The sequence below is a fragment of the Anaerobacillus arseniciselenatis genome (assembly GCF_001865995.1).
Classification (GTDB): Bacteria; Bacillota; Bacilli; order Bacillales; family Anaerobacillaceae; genus Anaerobacillus; species Anaerobacillus arseniciselenatis.
The window spans coordinates 536,611-554,565 of sequence record NZ_MLQQ01000001.1; the positions used below are offsets into that span (position 1 = coordinate 536,611).

Genomic DNA, 17,955 nt, shown 5'->3' on the forward strand with positions numbered 1-17,955 from the left:
GACACTTAAGGGACTGCCCTTTTTTAATGTACAATTCACATTGTACAGTTGATGGTAAAGTTTCGCTTCTAAGCTTTACCATCAATAATTGTAAATTATAATTTAAAATGTTTCTTATGAAACAAGAACTTTCGTTCAGAAAAGTCTTTATTCATCAATTTTCGAAGGAAGGAAAAAGGAAAATGTCGTTCCTTCTCCTAATTTGCTGTGGACAGAGACATGACCGTTATGTGCTTCGACAATATTTTTCACAATCGCTAATCCTAGCCCAGTACCAGCTCGACCTCTTGTTCTTGCTTTATCAGCTTTATAAAAACGCTCAAAAACAAACGGTAAATCTTCTTCAGGTATTCCTGACCCCGTATCACGAACATCAATTTTTATTCCTTCTCTAAGTGGTGACACAACTAAAGTAACAGAGCCTTCAACACTCGTATGACGCATCGCATTATCGATTAAATTCGTTAAAACTTGCTCAATTCGATCACTATCGACCATAATTTGATGATCGACTTCGGCTATCTCAGCCCTTAATTGTATGTTATGATCTTTAGCTACACCTTGAAATTTTCTTAATACTCGCCTTGAAAATTCGCGAATGTTTATAGGTTCAATATTCAATTGAATATGGCCAGCTTCCATACGAGCTAAGTCAAGTAACTCATTTACTAGGCGTCCCATTCGTAATGACTCATCATATATAATTTTTGCTAATTCTTTTTTCTCTTCTTCAGATCCGGCAATATCATCAATTATTGCCTCACTATACCCTTGTAACATTGATATTGGCGTTCTCAATTCATGAGATACATTAGCGATAAAATCTTTCCTCAACTTATCATGCAATCGCTCTTCCGTCATATCACGCAATACAGCCACTGCACCACGTACAAAATTATCATCGTATAGTGGAGTCATCAATACAACCCAAGCCCTGCCTTGTACATCGACTTCTACCATCTGTTCCTCCTCAAGAGCAACTACTTGTTGAAACAGCTTTTTTATCGCCTTAGGTAGGTCGTCTGTGTTTTCATTGTTATTTGTACTTTGTTCAAAATGCCAAGCTTGAATAAATTGTTCCGCGGGCGGATTCGTCACAGCGATCGACCCTTTTCGGTCCAAAGTAATAACCCCATCGGCCATACTACTTAATATTCTTGACAACTGTTCTTTTTCTTGGTTAAGAGCTGTTAAATTTGTATTTAAAACTCTACCCATTCTATTAAATGCCATCGCCAAAGACCCGATTTCATCTCTCGTTAAAATGGGCATCTTCGTATCAAAATTCCCTTTAGCCACTTCTAAAGAAGCTTGTCTCATTTTCCGAAGTGGTGCAGTAATCCTTGTTGATAAAAAGAAGGCAAAAATTGTCGTCAAAATAATGGCGATACCAGCAGCAAGGTAAATAATATTTTTCGTCTGTAGTGTCGCTTCTTCAATCACTTCTAAATATTGATAAATATAAAGAACTCCACTACGATTTTGTACAAAATTTACAGGTATGCCGACAACGAGAACTTCATTATGAATCTCTTCACCATTTACATAAAACGGAAAATCACCACGAGTGACCACCACTTCATTTTTTGTAATGACTTCTGAAAGTTCGGGATCATTTTTAAATAATTCTATAGGAACTTGGTCTTCTTCTGGATAATACCAAGAATTCCCATCATCGATTAACAACATTAGCTTCATATTGTAATGATCAGCAAGTTTCATACTTGTAGACAGTGCAGTATCTTCTGTATCGTAATGTTCTAATATAGAAGCGGTCATATGTGCATGGCTTGTTAACCTTTCTTCTGCTTGATCAGTATGAAACTTGTCAAAATATTGCAATAACATTATTGTTAGTATCGTCAACACGACCGATACTAACAATAAAATTGTAAACCATAGCTTACCAACGACACTTCTCCAAAACATTATTCCTTCACAGCCTCAAACTTATAGCCTACACCCCAAACTGTAGAAATCATTGCTGCTGCTTCAGGAGATAAACGGTTTAACTTTTCCCGTAAACGCTTAATATGAGTATCTACAGTACGTAAATCACCGAAAAATTCATAATTCCATACATCTTTAAGTAATTGTTCACGAGCAAATACTTTATCTGGAGCTTGTGCTAAATAGTAAAGTAACTCGTACTCTTTAGGTGTTAAACTAATTTCGCTGCCATCAACTGTTACTCGATGGGCATCATTATCAATCGTTAAGTACGGAAATACTAAAACGTCTTTCGTAGATGTTTCTGTTTGTAAAAACTTCGTAGAAGAAGACCTTCTTAAAAGAGCTTTTACTCGTAAGACAACTTCTCGTGGACTAAAAGGTTTAACGATATAATCATCAGTACCTGCCTCAAACCCTTGAACACGGTTAGCCTCTTCCCCTTTTGCAGTCAACATTATGATTGGTGTCGCTTTCGACTTTCTAATTTCATTACAGACTTCAATACCATCCATACCTGGCATCATAATATCTAATAAAATTAAATCATAATTATTTTCAACAGCCATGCGAAGTGCAATTTCACCATTTTCAGCATCTTCCACATCATAGTTTTCTCTTTCTAAATACATTTTTAAAAGACGACGAATACGTTCTTCATCATCAACAATTAAGATTTTAGCTTCTTTTGACATAAATATCCCCCTCAAGCGTATAAGTTGATACTATCCTTCAAACAAATGAAAGATGAAATTCATCATACTTTCATTTTGTTAAAAGTTTAGCTTTTTTCACCATGAAAAATTATATAACCTATATATATAAGTATATTACATAATAATATATTTTAACATAACATCTACTTTTGACTATATTATTTTTACATGTAATTGACATTCAAAACCAAAATAAGCATAGCAACAACATGTCGCTATGCCCTTCTATGATTGATACCAACTAAGCGTATGAATGTAATCCTGCAATTACTAAATTTACGAAGATTAAATTAAACATAATTATCGCAAAACCGATAACACATAGCCATGCTGACTTTTCGCCATGCCAGCCTCGTGAAAGTCGTAAATGTAAATAAGCGGCGTAAAATAAAAATGTGATTAATGCCCACACTTCCTTTGGATCCCATGCCCAAAAACGGGTCCAAGCAATTTGTGCCCAGATCATTGCAAAAATCAAACCACCTAAAGTAAAGATTGGGAAACCTATGGCAATTGCTCGATAACTTATTTCATCGGCAGCTTGTGGGCTTACTCCTTTAAGCAACGGTTGTAATAATTCACCAATTTTCCTTTTCGTTATTAGTCGAACTAAATAATATAGCACTAAACCTGTAAATAACGACCAAATCACTGTATTTAAATCAGCACTTTTAATATTAGGGTGTACATTAAAAAATGGTGTCATCTGCTCATCGGTAAGAGGGACTGCTTCATTTGGTCCAACAAGTGGCGGAAGGTGATATACCACTTCAGCTTCCATTCCTTTTTCATCTACATAAGCAAATGGTGCTTCGTAATTTAGCCCACTAAAAATAGAAGAAATTAAGATATACCCTACAATACTTATCATAGAATACATGACAAACTCAATTGCCTTCACTTGCTTATCATTCTTTTTGAAATCGATGACCCTGAGTAAATAAATTAAACCTCCAGCAAATCCAATCGCTAAAATCCCTTGACCTAATGCAGTTGTAATTACATGGATTTTTAACCAAATACTTTGTAGGGCTGGAATTAGTGGTGAAACTTCTCTAGGAAACATCGATGCATACGCAATAATTAACATGACGATAGGCATCGTAAATAAACCTAATACATTAGTCTTATAGATAGGATATAAAATAACAAATGCAAGCGACATCATAATCCCTAAAAACGTAGTATATTCAAACAAATTACTAACAGGAGCATGACCTGCAACGATCCATCTCGTTACAAAGTAACCTAACGCAAATAGTAATGCGATTATTGATGAACTATAACCTAAAAGGCCAGCTATATTTTTTTCTTCACCTGCTTTATTTTTAAACTTTTTTCCTGTAACAGAAACCGCAAAAAAGATCGTAGCTGCTAAATATAGAAAAAAAGCAATTAATAATAAATTACTACTAAGTTGACTTAACTGGTCCATAGGTTAACCTCCCTTTTCTTTGAGTTTTGAGTTTTGAGTTTTGAGTTATGCTAGTAAGGCTTCGAAGTACCTCTTACACAGACTCAAAACTCTACACTCTTAACTCAACACTCAAGATTTCTTCTCTTCCTCTTCCACACTATCAATTGGCATGGTCAGTTCGGTTTTGCTAACTACCGCTTCTATATCTTTCTTTAAACCGTACCAATTTTTATTTGTATGAGCAGATACCCAAATTTCATCGTTCACTTTTTGGAGCCAAATTCTCCGATGCGTCCAGTACATACCTTGGACAAGTCCGACCATGAAAATAACCCCACCAACCATTAAAATTCCTAGGGTATAGTCTTTACGAACGACTAAGTTTGTCACGTGATTCATTTCAATGTCAACAAATCTTAGACGATGGGTATTTTCTCCATTAATATCTTGATTAGTTTGAATTCCAACAAAACTGATTTCTCCTTCTTCAATTTCCGGAGTAAATATTTTGAAAATAAATGCTGGGTTGTTCGGAATTCGTGATTGTGAAGCTGGTGTACGGTCATCATCAAAATAAAAATCCGGAAAATACTCAATGACTTCTACTTTATAACCGTTTCCTAAATCATAAATGGTTTCAGGGTCATATGTTGAAACATCAATACGACCAAACCGTTCTCCGGTTTCATTTTCTTCAAGTTCAAAACTCATTTCACTTATTTCATTTTGCTTAAATGCATATTGATAAAGTGCATAACCTTCAAATTTAAACGGATCATTCACTCGAATATCGTGGCGAGCAACCTCTACAAGTTCAGGCTCTCTGCCTACAACCCCATCGTCGATTCTTTGAAATAAAGTTGCGGAAGTTTGATATTTCCTCACAATCGGGCTCCCTGCTCTTACTAGTGCATCTTGAAATCGTTCATCAGTATCATCGTAAAAGTCGACGATAAATTGATCGTTTCTCAAGAAGAATTCTCCGTCGGTTCCGCTTATAACAACGGTTTCTCCTTCTCGAACCCAAATATTTTCATCTACATACATTCCCGGAAAAAATCGTAGCATACAACCTATTAAAAAAATAATAAGTCCAATATGATTTACATATGGTCCCCATCGTGAAAAGCGACCTTTTTCAGCAACAATATTTCCATTCTCTTCAAATAAGTTATATTTTTTTTCTTTTAATATTTGTTGTGCTTGTTCTATCGTCTCATCGCTGTCGTCTACATTAGAAACACCGTGAACACGTTGCCTCTGAAGAAAGCTTTCGTGTCGAGTTACCCGTTGAGTTTTTAATGCTCTATGTAACGGAACAACTCGGTCAAGACTACAAATGATGAGTGAAACCCCTAGTGCTGCAATTAATAACATATACCACCACGAGTTATAAAGATCATGGAAACCTAATAAGTAATAAATTTTACCTATAGCTCCATACTCTGCTTCATAAAAAAAAGTTGGGTTGGCGGTAGGTGGAATATACATTTCTTGCGGAAAAATTGTTCCAATACTCGAGGCTAACAATGTGACAACGATCAGCCAAATCCCGACCTTTACACTTGAAAAGAAGTTCCATACTTTATCAATCATTGTTTTATTGTATGTCTGTGAGCGGCGAGCAACGCCTTCATAGCGCATGTTAAGTAGAGCTTTTTCCTCTTCAAAAAAAGGCTTTCCACATGATTCGCAAATGACAGTACCATATGGGTTGACGTGCCCACACTCACATTTTGCTTTTTCCATTTATGAAACACCTCATTACTGACTTGGTACAATTCTCTGGACGTAATCTTCTACCATTTGTTCGGATAATGCACCAACTCTTCTTTCGATAACAATTCCGTCTTCATCAATTAAGAAAGTAGCAGGTAGTTCTCTAACTCCATATAATTGACTAACTTGTAAACCTGGATCTAATAAAATTGGGAAGGTTAAATTAAGACGCTCTACAAATCTTTCAATACGTATCGGTTGTTCATCAAAGTTCACAGCAATTACCTCAATGCCTTGATCTTTATATTTTTGAAAGTTATTTTCCATGTACGGCATTTCATACACACATGGTGGACATACCGTCGCCCAAAAGTTCAGAAAAACGCCTTTTCCTCTTAAATCGTGTAATTCAACTTCATTTCCTTCCATATCTTTCAATACGAAGTTTGGTGCAACCTCTCCAACCGAGACAATATCTTTTTGATCGGCAAAAGTTGTATAAAACGTATATCCTAATGCGACTGTTATACTTAACAGCACTACAAGCCGAGTTAAAAATCGTCGATTCTTCATATCTAACCCCCACACTTATATACTACTTTTACATATTAACACTATTAACACATTAGAAACAATTAATTACACTTATTTTTTTCTACAATTTCACGTAATTGCTTTACTTCATGAGGTCTTAGTTCTCTAGCTTCTCCACTATTTAACCCTTTTAAATTTAAAAATCCATACATTTCTCTTTTTAACTTTAATACAGGGTGACCGATTGCTTCAAACATACGGCGAACTTGGCGGTTTTTCCCCTCATGGATCGTAATTTCAATGATAGAAGTACCTTGACTTTTATTTCCTGACACAAACTTTACTCTCGCTGGTGCAGTCTTACCGTCTTCTAACATAATACCTCTTTCTAATTGTCGTAATGACTCACGTGTTGGGATACCTTTCACTTTCGCAATATACATTTTTCCAACTTTATATTTAGGATGCATTAATTGATTAGCAAACTCACCATCATTCGTTAGTAACAACAGACCTGACGTGTCGTAATCTAGTCTCCCAACAGGAAATAAACGTTGCTCAGAATCTATAAAATCAGTAACGACTTTACGACCTTTATCATCTTTAACACTAGAAATAACTCCTGTAGGCTTGTACAGCATAAAATATACTGGTTCCTCTCGGTCAATCGGAACCCCATCTACTTCTACTTTATCTTTCCTCGGCGTAACCTTCGTTCCTAATTCTGTAACTACCTCACCATTTACTGATACTCTTCCTTGTGTAATAAGCTCCTCAGCTTTCCTTCTTGAAGCTACTCCTGCTTGTGCAATCACCTTTTGTAAACGTTCCATTTTATCCACCCCATATTTATGATAAGATTTTCATTTCTAAATTCTTGTAGTTTTGAATTTTGAGTGTTGAATTTTTTTAGCATTCGCTTCGAAGCACTCCTTACTAAACTCATAACTCAAAACTCTTCACTCTTAACTAAAAAAGCAACATTACCTATTATAAGCAAAAATGACCTCATTTTAACAATATTTTATTATTTATATTGTATATATTTTTAAATAAAAGATTTAGGGGCTTCATAAATCTATCGCTTTTTGGACTACATCAGAAAATAAGGGGATGTCCCATAAGTGTCTGACACCATGTAGAACTAACTAAATATAGACATATAAATTTTATAATACGTCTATATTTAGTGCCTTACGGTGTCTGACACTTTGTTTTGGGCCAGCCCCTTATTTTCTAATGCTTCACGCTATGCGTGAAGAGTCAAGCTTTCGCTTGAATTCAGTCCAAAAAGCAGAGTGTAACACCCTTTTAAGAGAGTATTCTCAAAAGAGTGTTGCCTATAGTTATCGTAACATTTTTATTCATCAATAATTTAATTTTAAAGAGATCCAAAAACGATAGTTACAATGGTTATTGAAACAATTATTCCTACTACATCGGCTAAAAGGCCTACTTTAAGAGCATCGCCCATTTTCTTTATTCCAACCGCACCGAAATAAACGGTTAGCACATAAAACGTTGTATCTGTACTACCTTGCATCGTAGAGGCTAGTCTACCTATAAATGAATCCGGTCCGTAGGTTGCAATTAAGTCAGAGGTCATCCCTAACGCCCCTGTACCCGAAATCGGTCGAATTAATGCAAGTGGAACGATTTCAGTAGGAACACCAATCGCTTGAAGACCAGGCTTAATTAGTTCGATAAAAAAATCCATCGCCCCTGAAGCTCGAAACACACTAATAGCAACTAACATCCCTACTAAGTAAGGTATGATCGATACAGCCATTCCAAAGCCTTCTTTAGCGCCCTCTATAAACGTTTCATATGTAGGTACTCTTTTAATTGTACCGTATAGTAATATAAACATAATTAACAAAGGGATTAACCAAATTGAAATTGTACTAATCCATTCCATTATAATTCCCTACCTTTTTTTAAGCGCCGATAATAGAAAAAACGATCGATTAAGATGGCAGCAATCGTCGAACAAGTCGTTGCAATAATCGTCGTACCAACAATTTCTGTAGGGTTTACCGATCCATAATTCATGCGAATCGAAATGACCGTAGTAGGTATTAACGTAATGCTAGCTGTATTAATTGCTAGTAACGTAATCATTGAACGACTCGCTGAATCTTTATTACCATTTAATACTTTTAACTGTTCCATAGCTTTTATCCCCATTGGAGTTGCCGCATTACCTAACCCGAACATATTTGCTGTCATATTCGATAAAATATAGCCCATCGCAGGATGATTACTTGGAACTTCTGGAAAAAGTCTCGTTGCGATCGGCTTCATTATTTTTGCTAACGCTTCTAACAAGCCAGAAGCTTGTGCAATACGCATTAATCCTAACCAAAAAACTAAAATACTAATTAGTCCAATACAAATGGTAACTGCATCTTGCGCTCCTTTAAAAACTGCTTCGTTTACAGCCTCCATATTCCCAGTAATAGCTGCAAAGACAATCCCGATGGTTAACATCGCCATCCAGATAATGTTAACCATCTTTATTCACTCCGAGTACGATGAAAAATAAATCTATAAATTTTGTCCATAAACTCTTTTTCTCTTTTTGTAAGTCACCAGTAAAAGAAAGAGGCACTTCACCAATATTCGTCCCGTTTAATTCAATCGTTATTTTACCTACTGGATTAGGCGGACCATTTACTTGCCACTCATTCCCTTTAGGGGGGTTGTATAAAGTAATTTTTTTATTTACTAGTTCTCTTTCTTCAGCAGTTAAAGGATATTCAAATGTATAGTTAGCACTTACATTATTTTTATAAAATTCATCTTTTAAATTTTTTATGACTCCTTCTTTTACGACAGGGAGGACCGCAAATGATTCAAACCCCCAATTAAACATATTCATATGATCTTGCCAATCACTCGGGGCATTTAATGTCACAGCAATTAAGTTTATATCATCTTTCGTCGCTGTTGATACTAGTGTACGTTTTGCTCTTTTCGTATAACCGGTTTTTCCCCCAGTCGAGTATTTATATAATTGTGTCAATAATCGATTTTTATTTTGCCATATTCGGTCCCAATTTTCTCCTTCTTGAGGGGCACGATAGCTTTTCGTACTTGAAATTTCCTGAAATGTCTCGTTCTCCATCGCATATCGAGTTAACAGTGCCATGTCATAAGCAGTAGAATAATGCTCTTCATGATCATCTAAACCATGAGGATTATTAAACACTGTTTTTTCCATGCCGATCTCTCTCGCTTTTTGATTCATTAAATAAACAAAACCGTCTAGACTACCACCTACATGTTCGGCGATCGCCACTGCGGCATCATTTCCAGAACGAAGCATCAATCCATAAACTAAATCCTCGAGTTTGATTTTTTCTCCAAGTCTTAAATAAAGAGACGACCCTTCTGTTCCGAAAGCATTATTACTTACTTTTACTTTTTCATCCATTTTCCCTGATTCTATCGCTAAAATAGCGGTCATTATTTTAGTGATACTCGCAATTCGTAATTGTGAATGAGCATTTTTTTCATAAAGCACTCGTCCACTTTCCTGCTCAATTAAAATCGCCCCTTGAGCTGAAACAGAAAAATTGTTAGCAGACACACTTGATGTTGATATTGAAAATAGTAATAAGAATACTATTACTAAAATGTTGTATTTCATGAAAGATTTATTTACCATTTTCATACCCCGTCCCTTACATGTTTTGTACAAGTTTATGCACACCAAAAACGTGATATGATTATTAATATAAAAAAAGGATTAGTTTCGCTTTTTCCAACGAACTAATCCTTACGTGTTAATGTAAATATTTTTGAACTGTTTTTAAAACTTCTTCCATTTCACTAGCACTGTTTTTAAATAAGTCTTTTGCTTGTTCGTTCTCTGTTTGCAAGGAAAAAATTTCTAAATCCGCTTGAGTCTTTTTAATTGATGCAAGTAATAAAGGTTTTTCTTTCGGTTCAGGGACCTTTATTTTATCGTCAAACAAATCAACCGTTAGTTCGCCATAACTGTCTACCTGACCAATAAATACATTTTCAATCGCTATCCCTTGTTTTTCTAATTCAGCTTCAAGCCAACCACGATTTAAACCAACCGTTGCTAGAGCTTCATCCATTACTTTCCCGTCCATTACAATGGTTTGTGGTTCTTTAACTGGCGCCACCGGTATAAGCATATCTTTTGGTGTTAAAGGTTGATTTTCTTTTTTTAATAAAACATTAATATCCCCACTCGACTCTAAGACAGCAAATTCAACATCTGCTACTTTAAAAACATTTCTTGCCCTTAATTGCTTCAATAAATCGTCGGTAGTATATCGTTCCTTCTTCAAGTTTTCTTCCAATACTTTTCCGTCTTTAATGACAGGTATTCCTTTTCCGTGAATGAAATTTCTAAAAGATACACTTTTCAATGAGATGTAATTAACGACCCCTACAATTAAAACCCAAGTTATTAGCGCCGTGATTGAATAGCCGACCGGAATACCAATATGAAAGGAACCAACTGCTAAAATTACAGCAATAATAATCATTGCTGAAGCCTCAAAATACGAAAAATGGGCAATTGACGTTCTTCTAAAAATTTTGGGTGCTGCAAGTAATATCAAAAAAGCTACAGTTGTTCTAAGCAGAATCTCAACCCAACCTGGTATGATCATATTCCCTCTCCTTTCTATTTTAAAGAGGATGTTTAAAAAGTCCGGTAATCATAGCTTGCGGATCTCTTCGTTGGCTTGCTTCTGTGCTACTCATGTATTAAAAGCATACATTCCGTTGCTCGAAGCTTCGCCGCCTCGACCTCCCTCAGCTCTGATTATCCTCCTTTTTTAACCTGCATTTAAAGAGGATGTTTAAAAACCTTTATATTGTGGTTCTTCATATTCTAATTCACCAACCCGTGCTTCTATCTGTTGAAGTACTTTTCGAGTCTTTAAGCAGCTTTCATGAAAGGCATGGCGAGCCTCTTCATCTTCGGCCTTTAAAGAAAGACTATTTAAATTAGCTTCTATACTTTTTAAACTAGCTAAACATTGCTTTACTTGTGAACCGACCGTCATTTTACCGTCAACTCCTTATCCTTTCGGTTTAAATACAAGAGCGGCGATAAAGCCAAATATTATCGCGGCTGATATACCAGCACTTGTTACTTCAAAAATCCCGGTAATTACACCGACTATACCGTGACGTTCCGCTTCGGCCATTGCACCGTGAACGAGAGCATTACCAAATGATGTGATTGGAATGGTAGCACCTGCTCCTGCAAAATCAATTAACGGTTCATATAACCCCACGCCATCCAATACAGCTCCACTAACAACTAAAGCGCTCATTGTATGTGCCGGTGTTAGCTTCATGACATCCATTAACACTTGTCCAATGACACAAATAATTCCACCTACAACAAAAGCCCAAAAAAAGATCATCCAGTAGCACCTCCAGCTTCAATAGCAACAGCATGCGCGATACAAGGAATTGTTTCATTTTGTTGGAATGATAATGGCGATAATAATGCTCCTGTTGCTACTACTAACATACGTTTGATCTCGCCTTGTTTCATTCGATTTAATAAGTGACCATAAGTTACGCCAGCTGAACAACCACAACCACTGCCACCTGCTAAAACTGGTTGATCATCTTTATAAATTAGCAGACCACAATCTTGAAATTTTTCTTTATCCATTGGGATGCTATGTTTTTTAAATAAATCAAGAGCTATTTCTCGACCGATAGAACCTAAATCTCCAGTGAAAATATAATCATAGTAAGAAGCGTCAATATTACGATCCTTTAAATGTGCTGAAATTGTGTCAACAGCAGCAGGAGCCATAGCCCCCCCCATATTAAACGGGTCCGTCATTCCCATGTCAATTACCCTTCCTAAAGTTGCTGAAGTTACGACAGGACCGTCACCTTGTTTTGAAACGACGGCAGCGCCAGCAGCAGTAACTGTCCATTGTGCTGTTGGTGGCTTTTGACCACCATATTCTGTAGGATAACGAAATTGTTTTTCTGTTGCTGTATTATGGCTCGCTGTACCAGCTAACACATTTTTACCGTAATCACTATCAACGATTAACGAAGCTAACGCTAACCCTTCCATTGAAGTAGAGCATGCGCCAAACAATCCTATGTACGGTGTACTTAACGTCCTCGAAGCAAAGCTCGTAGGAGTTATTTGATTAATTAAATCTCCCGCTAAAAGAAATTCAATTTTTTCTTTTGTTAAACCCGCTTTTTCAATCGCCTTTGCACATGCTTCTTCAAACATTACTTTTTGCGCTTTTTCATAAGAATCTTGACCGAGCCATAAATCGGCGTGAATTGTATCGAAGTCGTTGGGAATTTTACCGTTCCCTTCAAATGGACCACAAATTGTGCCAGTTGCGATTATTCTCGGTTTATTTTCAAAAAACCAAGTTCGATGGCCTAACATCATTTTATAGTCCCCCCCATCCCACAATTAAAGTTTTAATGATGGCAATAACAAACGCAGCAAAAGTGCCAAATACAATGACTGATCCTGCTAGCTTAAACATATTACCACCAACGCCTAATACATAACCTTCTGTGCGATGTTCGATAGCCGCTGATGCTACTGAGTTTGCAAAGCCTGTAACTGGAACGGCAGTACCTGCACCTGCAAATTGGGCTATTCGGTCATAAACCCCAAAACCTGTTAATAAAACGGCGATAAATATCATTGTCGCCACCGTTGGATTCCCGGCAGTCCTTTCATTAAATTCAAAAAAGTGGACATAAAAAGTTTGCACAAATTGGCCAATAAAACATATGAACCCACCAACTAAAAAAGCTTTAATACAATTTTTCAATACGGGTCTTTGGATTTCATGTTTTTTTGCTAAACTATGATATTCTTGCTGTACAGGAGTTAAATTTTTCTTCTTTTGATCTGCCATTATTTTCACTCCTTTCTAATTTAAGAAATTTAATTATTTAAGTGAATTTCATAATTACCAAAAATGAGCCATATCACGCAACTATATATTGATCTTAGTGGCGAGAATAATGAATTATGAAATTCATTGATTTAATTTAAAATCTTATCCTGTCATAAAATCCTCAATTTTTTTAATCTGTTTTTCAACATTTTCTTTGTTGATCTTATTTTGATAAATCTTCCTTTCTAACTTTTCTAACTCAAGAAAAACTTTTTTGTCAGTTGAAACATGTACATTCGCTTCAGGAAATCGTTTTTTTATTTTGTCATGGGCCTCATTACGAATTCTATCTAAAAAGAAACGATCAAACTGTTTCACTTTTGCAGCTATATAAATGTTCTCTTCTTTATTTACTCCTTTTACTTCTACAACTTCTTCCATAGAAAGAACTAGTTGTTTCGATTCATCTGCTATCGTTTGATCGAACACTTTATTTGCTCCGATAAATAATGGCTTTACTTCTTCGGCTTGGCCACCGATATTACAAGCTGTAATTACTGAAACGAGAATAAGTATCGAAAAAAAGAAAGTTTTTTTCATTTTCATTCATATCAGTCCCATCTCTTCAAAAATACGGTATGAATTATTTTTTGCATGTTTATGTTTTTTATGTATGTAGGAAAGAGGGCAGTCCCAAAAGCTTCTGACATTTTTTAGGACTACCCACTCCTTTTACAAAAAATGATTTAAAATCCTTTAGTTCTTATATTGTGGTTCTTCTTGTTCAATTTCTTGAACGCGTGGACTTAATGTGTCAACAATCATTTGAGTTTGTTGAGCACAATTTTGAAACATTTGTTTCGCTTGTTGATTTTCTGTTTGAAGTGCAAATGTTTCAAAGCTCGCTTGTGCACTTTTTAATCCAGCGAGAGTTTGTTTTACTTGAGATGCTACAGTCATGTTAAAACCTCCAGAATTATTTATTAGTGAACTTTTTTGTTCAAATATTATTTTGATTTTTTTTCGTCATTGTATTCGCCCAAATGAATCCATACTTTAACAACATCAATCATTTTCATGTTTTGTAATATTTGTTATTCTTTAGATATAGGATTTTTTACATACATAACCATACAAAACTTTCATGTCGTCACTATCTAATATAGAAAATTGGTAATGGATTTTCATAAAAACTCTCATGACGATAAATCGCTACTAGCTAAAATGTAAAAGTCAGGCGGGAGCGCAGCCTAACCAACTGTCCACTAACCAACAAACTAACTAGCCCTGGAGGTACAAATGGACCATTTAATAATTTTTATAATAATTGCTGTAGTCATCGTTATTATATTATCGATATGTCAGTTAGTCGTTTCCTTCAAAATAATACATCGATTAAAAATGCAAAAGAATACCGAAACTGGAGGAAGCCGAAACGAAAATGATCTTTCAAGGCAATATCTAAAAGAAGAGGTAATTACGGCTGTGTTTTTAAAGATGTTTACCATTCGAAATGCTGTACATAAACAAACAACAAATCTTCATGTGAAATCGATAGAAAATACGCCAACCACTATTGGAATTAGTGACGATTTATTACAAAAAGCTTTCTCTAAAAATAATGTAGAACAAATTAACCTTTACTTTCACACATACAATAACTACCGCCAAAAGTATTGGGTTAACAAACATCATAAATTAAGAACGGTTTTTCCTGGAGATATTGCACAAAAATCAGGGGATGTCGGAAAAATGATGGTTGCTTCAGAGCAATTAGTTAAGCAACTCGATAAAATGCTCACTGAAATTCAAAAAGAAGAAAAAATGACTAATACTCCCATTTCCTACACATAATAAAAAAACTAAATTTTCACAGAAAATAAAGGAGTATTTATTATGAGGAGATTACTAACATTTATATTAACGATCTTACTTATTTCTGGTTGTGGGAACACTCCTGAGGACGGAGCAAGTATAAAAGGTTTGGAACAAAACGATAAAGATCCAAGTAAAAAAGTAATATTAGTGCTTATCGACTCGATGACAGGTTCAGTTATTGATCGAACAAAAGAAAAAGGGACGATTCCTTCTTTACAATTTTTAATTGACAATGGGCAGTATTATAAGGAGTTAGTTGCTCCATTTCCGTCAATGTCTGTCGTTATTGAAAGTACAATTTTAACCGGGAAGATGGCTGATGAGCATAAAATACCTGGTTTGAATTGGTATAAAGTTAACGAAGACCGCTATGTTGATTATGGGGCATCACTAAAAAAGTTAATTAAGCTAAGTCCAGAGCAAACGATCGAAGATTCCCTTTATCACTTGAACAATACACATCTAAGTCCAAACGTTACGACACTCTTTGAAGACTTGCATGAAAAAGGTTATTCAACGGGATCCGTGAATTTCATTGTATATAGAGGTCCTAAATCGCATTCAATGAATATCCCCCCTGTTTTTAGAGAAACGATCGGCTTACCTGAAGGTTTTAAAACGATGGGACCAGACTTACTCGCTTTCGGACAACTTGTTAAACCGAAGGCACTTAAAGACAAGCAGTTGCCAGAGTCTGTTTTTCGTAAACTGGGTCTAAATGATGAGTTTTCCGTAGAAGCAACAAAAGCAATCATTCAAAGTGAGGAACAACCAGATTTTCTAACTGTATTTTTGCCTGACTTTGACCGTGAAGCTCATGAAAATAGTATCCATTATTTAAAAGGATTTGAGCGAGCAGAAACCTTTTTCCAAGAAATATTAAATGGTTATGAAAGTTGGGATAAGGCACTTGAGGAAAACATTTTTATCGTATTAGGAGATCACGGACAAGATAAACTGATTGATAATGACGTTGAATTAACGATCGACCTAGAGCATTTGTATGAAGACTTTTCAATTGCTCCATTAGGGGACAAAGTAAGCGACTATGATTTAGCATTTGCCAACAATCATCGCATGACTTATGTATATGCTCCTAATCAAACTGAGGCAATACCTAAGTTAGCTAAAATCGCAATGAGCGATGAACGTATTGCAATGGCAAGTTGGAACGATGGGGAGTGGAATTACGTATTATCACCAAAATACAATGATTTCTTTCGCTTTAAACGTGGTGATCATTATCATGATCGGTATGACCAAGGATGGGATATTGAAGGAGAAGAAAAGGTAGCCTCTATAAAAATTGATGAACATAACAAAGAGTTAAAGTATGTCGACAATCCGGATGTTTTAAATCAACTAGACACCGCTCTTCAAAGCAATGATATACCTGCATTAATTTTAACCGCTAATCCAGGGTTTCAGTTTTATTCTGAAGGTGCTCCTATTCATGAGGGTGGTGGTGAGCACGGGGGCATTCATGCTAATGATACTCTTGCTGCCTTAATTATTGCTGGTACTGATAAAAAACCGAAGTATCTTCGCATGGTTGATTTAAAAGATTATATTATTGATCTTTTAGAAGAAGACAAGACAAACATTAATTAAGATCAAATTGCTTAAAAGTCGGTCGGAGCATTACACAAAGTGCAGTCCTAGTAGCAATAAATATAGTCATATTTTAAAGATGTCTATATTTATTCTGTATTGAAATGACACTACTAATACACCCTGACCGACTATTATTTCTCCTAAAAAGCGGCTTGTTTCTTAACGATCACCACTGCAATTGCTTTGCTTTTTGGAAGCGATCACTCACATAGTTCCAATCAACAACATTCCACCAATTATCGACATATAAATCTCTATTGTTTTTGTATTGTAAATAATATGCATGCTCCCAAACATCTAAAGGCAATAAAGGAACAACATCCCATTGGCTTAAGTTTTGATGTTTTTCTGCTTGTAATATTTCTAATCGTCTTGCTTGAGGTGCCCAAACTAAAATTGCCCAACCGACTGCCTCAACATTTTTAGCCGATTCTGAAAAATGTTCTTTAAAACGATCAAAGCTTACAAAATCTGTATTGATCTGTTCTGCAAGAGCTCCTCTAGGGTTCCCCCCACCTTTCGGACTCATCGCATTCCAAAATATTGTATGCAAATAATGACCTGCACCGTTAAAGGCCGCTTCTCTTTGCCAATGTTTAATTAAGTCAAAATTATTTTTTCTTCTTGCTTTTTCCATTTCTTTTTCTGCTTTATTTAAACCTTCAACATAACTTTTATGATGTTCTGAATGATGCAAGCGCATGATTTCTTCTTCAATATAAGGCTCAAGGGCATTATAAGCATATGGTAATGGTGGTAAGCGATGTTCTCCAATAGGTACCCTTTTTACTTCTCCTTCTTTCCTTTTTACAACAAGGCTACTTTCATCAATGAACAGATCATTGTGATTAAATTCGCGATAAATTTCATCTGCAATTTTCGAAAACTTAAGAATATCTTCATTAGAAAGAAGTTCTTTATTAACTCTTAATAAACTTTCTTCAAATTTTTTCACTTTACTATTTAAATGGCTTCGATGTTCGGCTATTCCATCACTCATTATTAAGTTGTTAGACCATGCTAACAATTCATTATAATACTGTAGTCGTTGTAACTGTTCCATTTTTCCCCTCCATTAATTATCATAAATTTTATTGAATCTCCGCAGATTACCTCGTTTTACTATATGCTCGCAAAGGACATTAGTGCAAAGAAAATAAATGCCGGACTTTTTCATACAAAAGAGGCTGCCCCACAAGTGTTAGACACTTATGGGACAGCCCTTTGAGCACTA

19 protein-coding genes are annotated in these 17,955 nt (G+C 35.6%); 2 read left to right on the forward strand and 17 right to left on the reverse strand.

Going from position 1 to position 17,955, the window contains the following annotated elements; translation table 11 throughout:
• Nucleotides 1-147 precede the first annotated feature (147 nt).
• The 16 genes from BKP35_RS02635 to BKP35_RS02710 form a co-directional block, all read right to left on the reverse strand.
• The gene (locus BKP35_RS02635; RefSeq protein ID WP_071311827.1) at nt 148-1,929 is read right to left on the reverse strand and encodes an ATP-binding protein; all 1,782 of its coding nucleotides are present in this window, start codon (nt 1,927-1,929) and stop codon (nt 148-150) included.
• The gene (locus BKP35_RS02640; RefSeq protein WP_071311828.1) at nt 1,929-2,645 is read right to left on the reverse strand and encodes a response regulator transcription factor; all 717 of its coding nucleotides are present in this window, start codon (nt 2,643-2,645) and stop codon (nt 1,929-1,931) included. The genes BKP35_RS02635 and BKP35_RS02640 overlap by 1 nt, the downstream gene beginning before the upstream one ends.
• Nucleotides 2,646-2,907: 262 nt before the next feature.
• Nucleotides 2,908-4,101, reverse strand: a complete 1,194-nt coding sequence (gene ccsB / locus BKP35_RS02645; RefSeq protein WP_071311829.1) for a c-type cytochrome biogenesis protein CcsB — start codon at nt 4,099-4,101, stop codon at nt 2,908-2,910.
• A 111-nt stretch (nt 4,102-4,212) separates the two neighbouring features.
• Nucleotides 4,213-5,832: a cytochrome c biogenesis protein ResB gene (resB, locus tag BKP35_RS02650; protein WP_071311830.1), complete on the reverse strand. Its 1,620-nt coding sequence runs from the start codon at nt 5,830-5,832 to the stop codon at nt 4,213-4,215.
• A 15-nt stretch (nt 5,833-5,847) separates the two neighbouring features.
• The gene (resA, locus tag BKP35_RS02655) at nt 5,848-6,375 is read right to left on the reverse strand and encodes a thiol-disulfide oxidoreductase ResA (protein ID WP_071311831.1); all 528 of its coding nucleotides are present in this window, start codon (nt 6,373-6,375) and stop codon (nt 5,848-5,850) included.
• Nucleotides 6,376-6,437: 62 nt separating this feature from the next.
• The gene (locus tag BKP35_RS02660) at nt 6,438-7,169 is read right to left on the reverse strand and encodes a pseudouridine synthase (RefSeq protein WP_071311832.1); all 732 of its coding nucleotides are present in this window, start codon (nt 7,167-7,169) and stop codon (nt 6,438-6,440) included.
• 548 nt (nt 7,170-7,717) lie between these two features.
• On the reverse strand, nt 7,718-8,254 hold the full coding sequence (locus BKP35_RS02665) for a spore maturation protein (protein WP_071311833.1): 537 nt from the start codon (nt 8,252-8,254) through the stop codon (nt 7,718-7,720).
• Complete coding sequence (locus tag BKP35_RS02670) at nt 8,254-8,850, reverse strand: nucleoside recognition domain-containing protein (protein WP_071311834.1); 597 nt, start codon at nt 8,848-8,850, stop codon at nt 8,254-8,256. The genes BKP35_RS02665 and BKP35_RS02670 overlap by 1 nt, the downstream gene beginning before the upstream one ends.
• Entirely contained in the window at nt 8,843-10,006 is a 1,164-nt protein-coding gene (locus BKP35_RS02675; RefSeq protein ID WP_245741834.1) for a D-alanyl-D-alanine carboxypeptidase family protein, read from the reverse strand. The genes BKP35_RS02670 and BKP35_RS02675 overlap by 8 nt, the downstream gene beginning before the upstream one ends.
• A gap of 118 nt (nt 10,007-10,124) precedes the next feature.
• Nucleotides 10,125-10,982, reverse strand: a complete 858-nt coding sequence (locus tag BKP35_RS02680) for a DUF421 domain-containing protein (protein WP_071312224.1) — start codon at nt 10,980-10,982, stop codon at nt 10,125-10,127.
• Between the two features lie 198 nt (nt 10,983-11,180).
• Nucleotides 11,181-11,387: a DUF1657 domain-containing protein gene (locus BKP35_RS02685; protein WP_071311835.1), complete on the reverse strand. Its 207-nt coding sequence runs from the start codon at nt 11,385-11,387 to the stop codon at nt 11,181-11,183.
• Between the two features lie 15 nt (nt 11,388-11,402).
• Entirely contained in the window at nt 11,403-11,753 is a 351-nt protein-coding gene (gene spoVAE / locus BKP35_RS02690) for a stage V sporulation protein AE (RefSeq protein WP_071311836.1), read from the reverse strand.
• Nucleotides 11,750-12,766, reverse strand: coding sequence for a stage V sporulation protein AD (gene spoVAD / locus BKP35_RS02695; RefSeq protein WP_071311837.1), 1,017 nt, complete (start codon nt 12,764-12,766; stop codon nt 11,750-11,752). Before spoVAD ends, spoVAE begins: the two co-directional genes overlap by 4 nt.
• Nucleotide 12,767: 1 nt before the next feature.
• On the reverse strand, nt 12,768-13,247 hold the full coding sequence (gene spoVAC, locus BKP35_RS02700; RefSeq protein ID WP_071311838.1) for a stage V sporulation protein AC: 480 nt from the start codon (nt 13,245-13,247) through the stop codon (nt 12,768-12,770).
• 144 nt (nt 13,248-13,391) lie between these two features.
• A complete protein-coding gene (locus BKP35_RS02705) occupies nt 13,392-13,835 on the reverse strand; it encodes a YhcN/YlaJ family sporulation lipoprotein (protein ID WP_084031416.1) in 444 nt (147 codons plus the stop codon).
• A gap of 150 nt (nt 13,836-13,985) precedes the next feature.
• A complete protein-coding gene (locus BKP35_RS02710) occupies nt 13,986-14,189 on the reverse strand; it encodes a DUF1657 domain-containing protein (RefSeq protein WP_071311839.1) in 204 nt (67 codons plus the stop codon).
• A gap of 339 nt (nt 14,190-14,528) precedes the next feature.
• On the opposite strand from BKP35_RS02710, the gene BKP35_RS02715 reads away from it, so the two are divergent.
• A complete protein-coding gene (locus tag BKP35_RS02715) occupies nt 14,529-15,083 on the forward strand; it encodes a hypothetical protein (RefSeq protein ID WP_071311840.1) in 555 nt (184 codons plus the stop codon).
• A 42-nt stretch (nt 15,084-15,125) separates the two neighbouring features.
• A complete protein-coding gene (locus BKP35_RS02720) occupies nt 15,126-16,718 on the forward strand; it encodes an alkaline phosphatase family protein (RefSeq protein ID WP_071311841.1) in 1,593 nt (530 codons plus the stop codon).
• A gap of 169 nt (nt 16,719-16,887) precedes the next feature.
• On the opposite strand, the gene BKP35_RS02725 is transcribed toward BKP35_RS02720, so the two are convergent.
• Entirely contained in the window at nt 16,888-17,784 is an 897-nt protein-coding gene (locus BKP35_RS02725; RefSeq protein ID WP_071311842.1) for a superoxide dismutase, read from the reverse strand.
• Between the last annotated feature and the right edge of the window lie 171 nt (nt 17,785-17,955).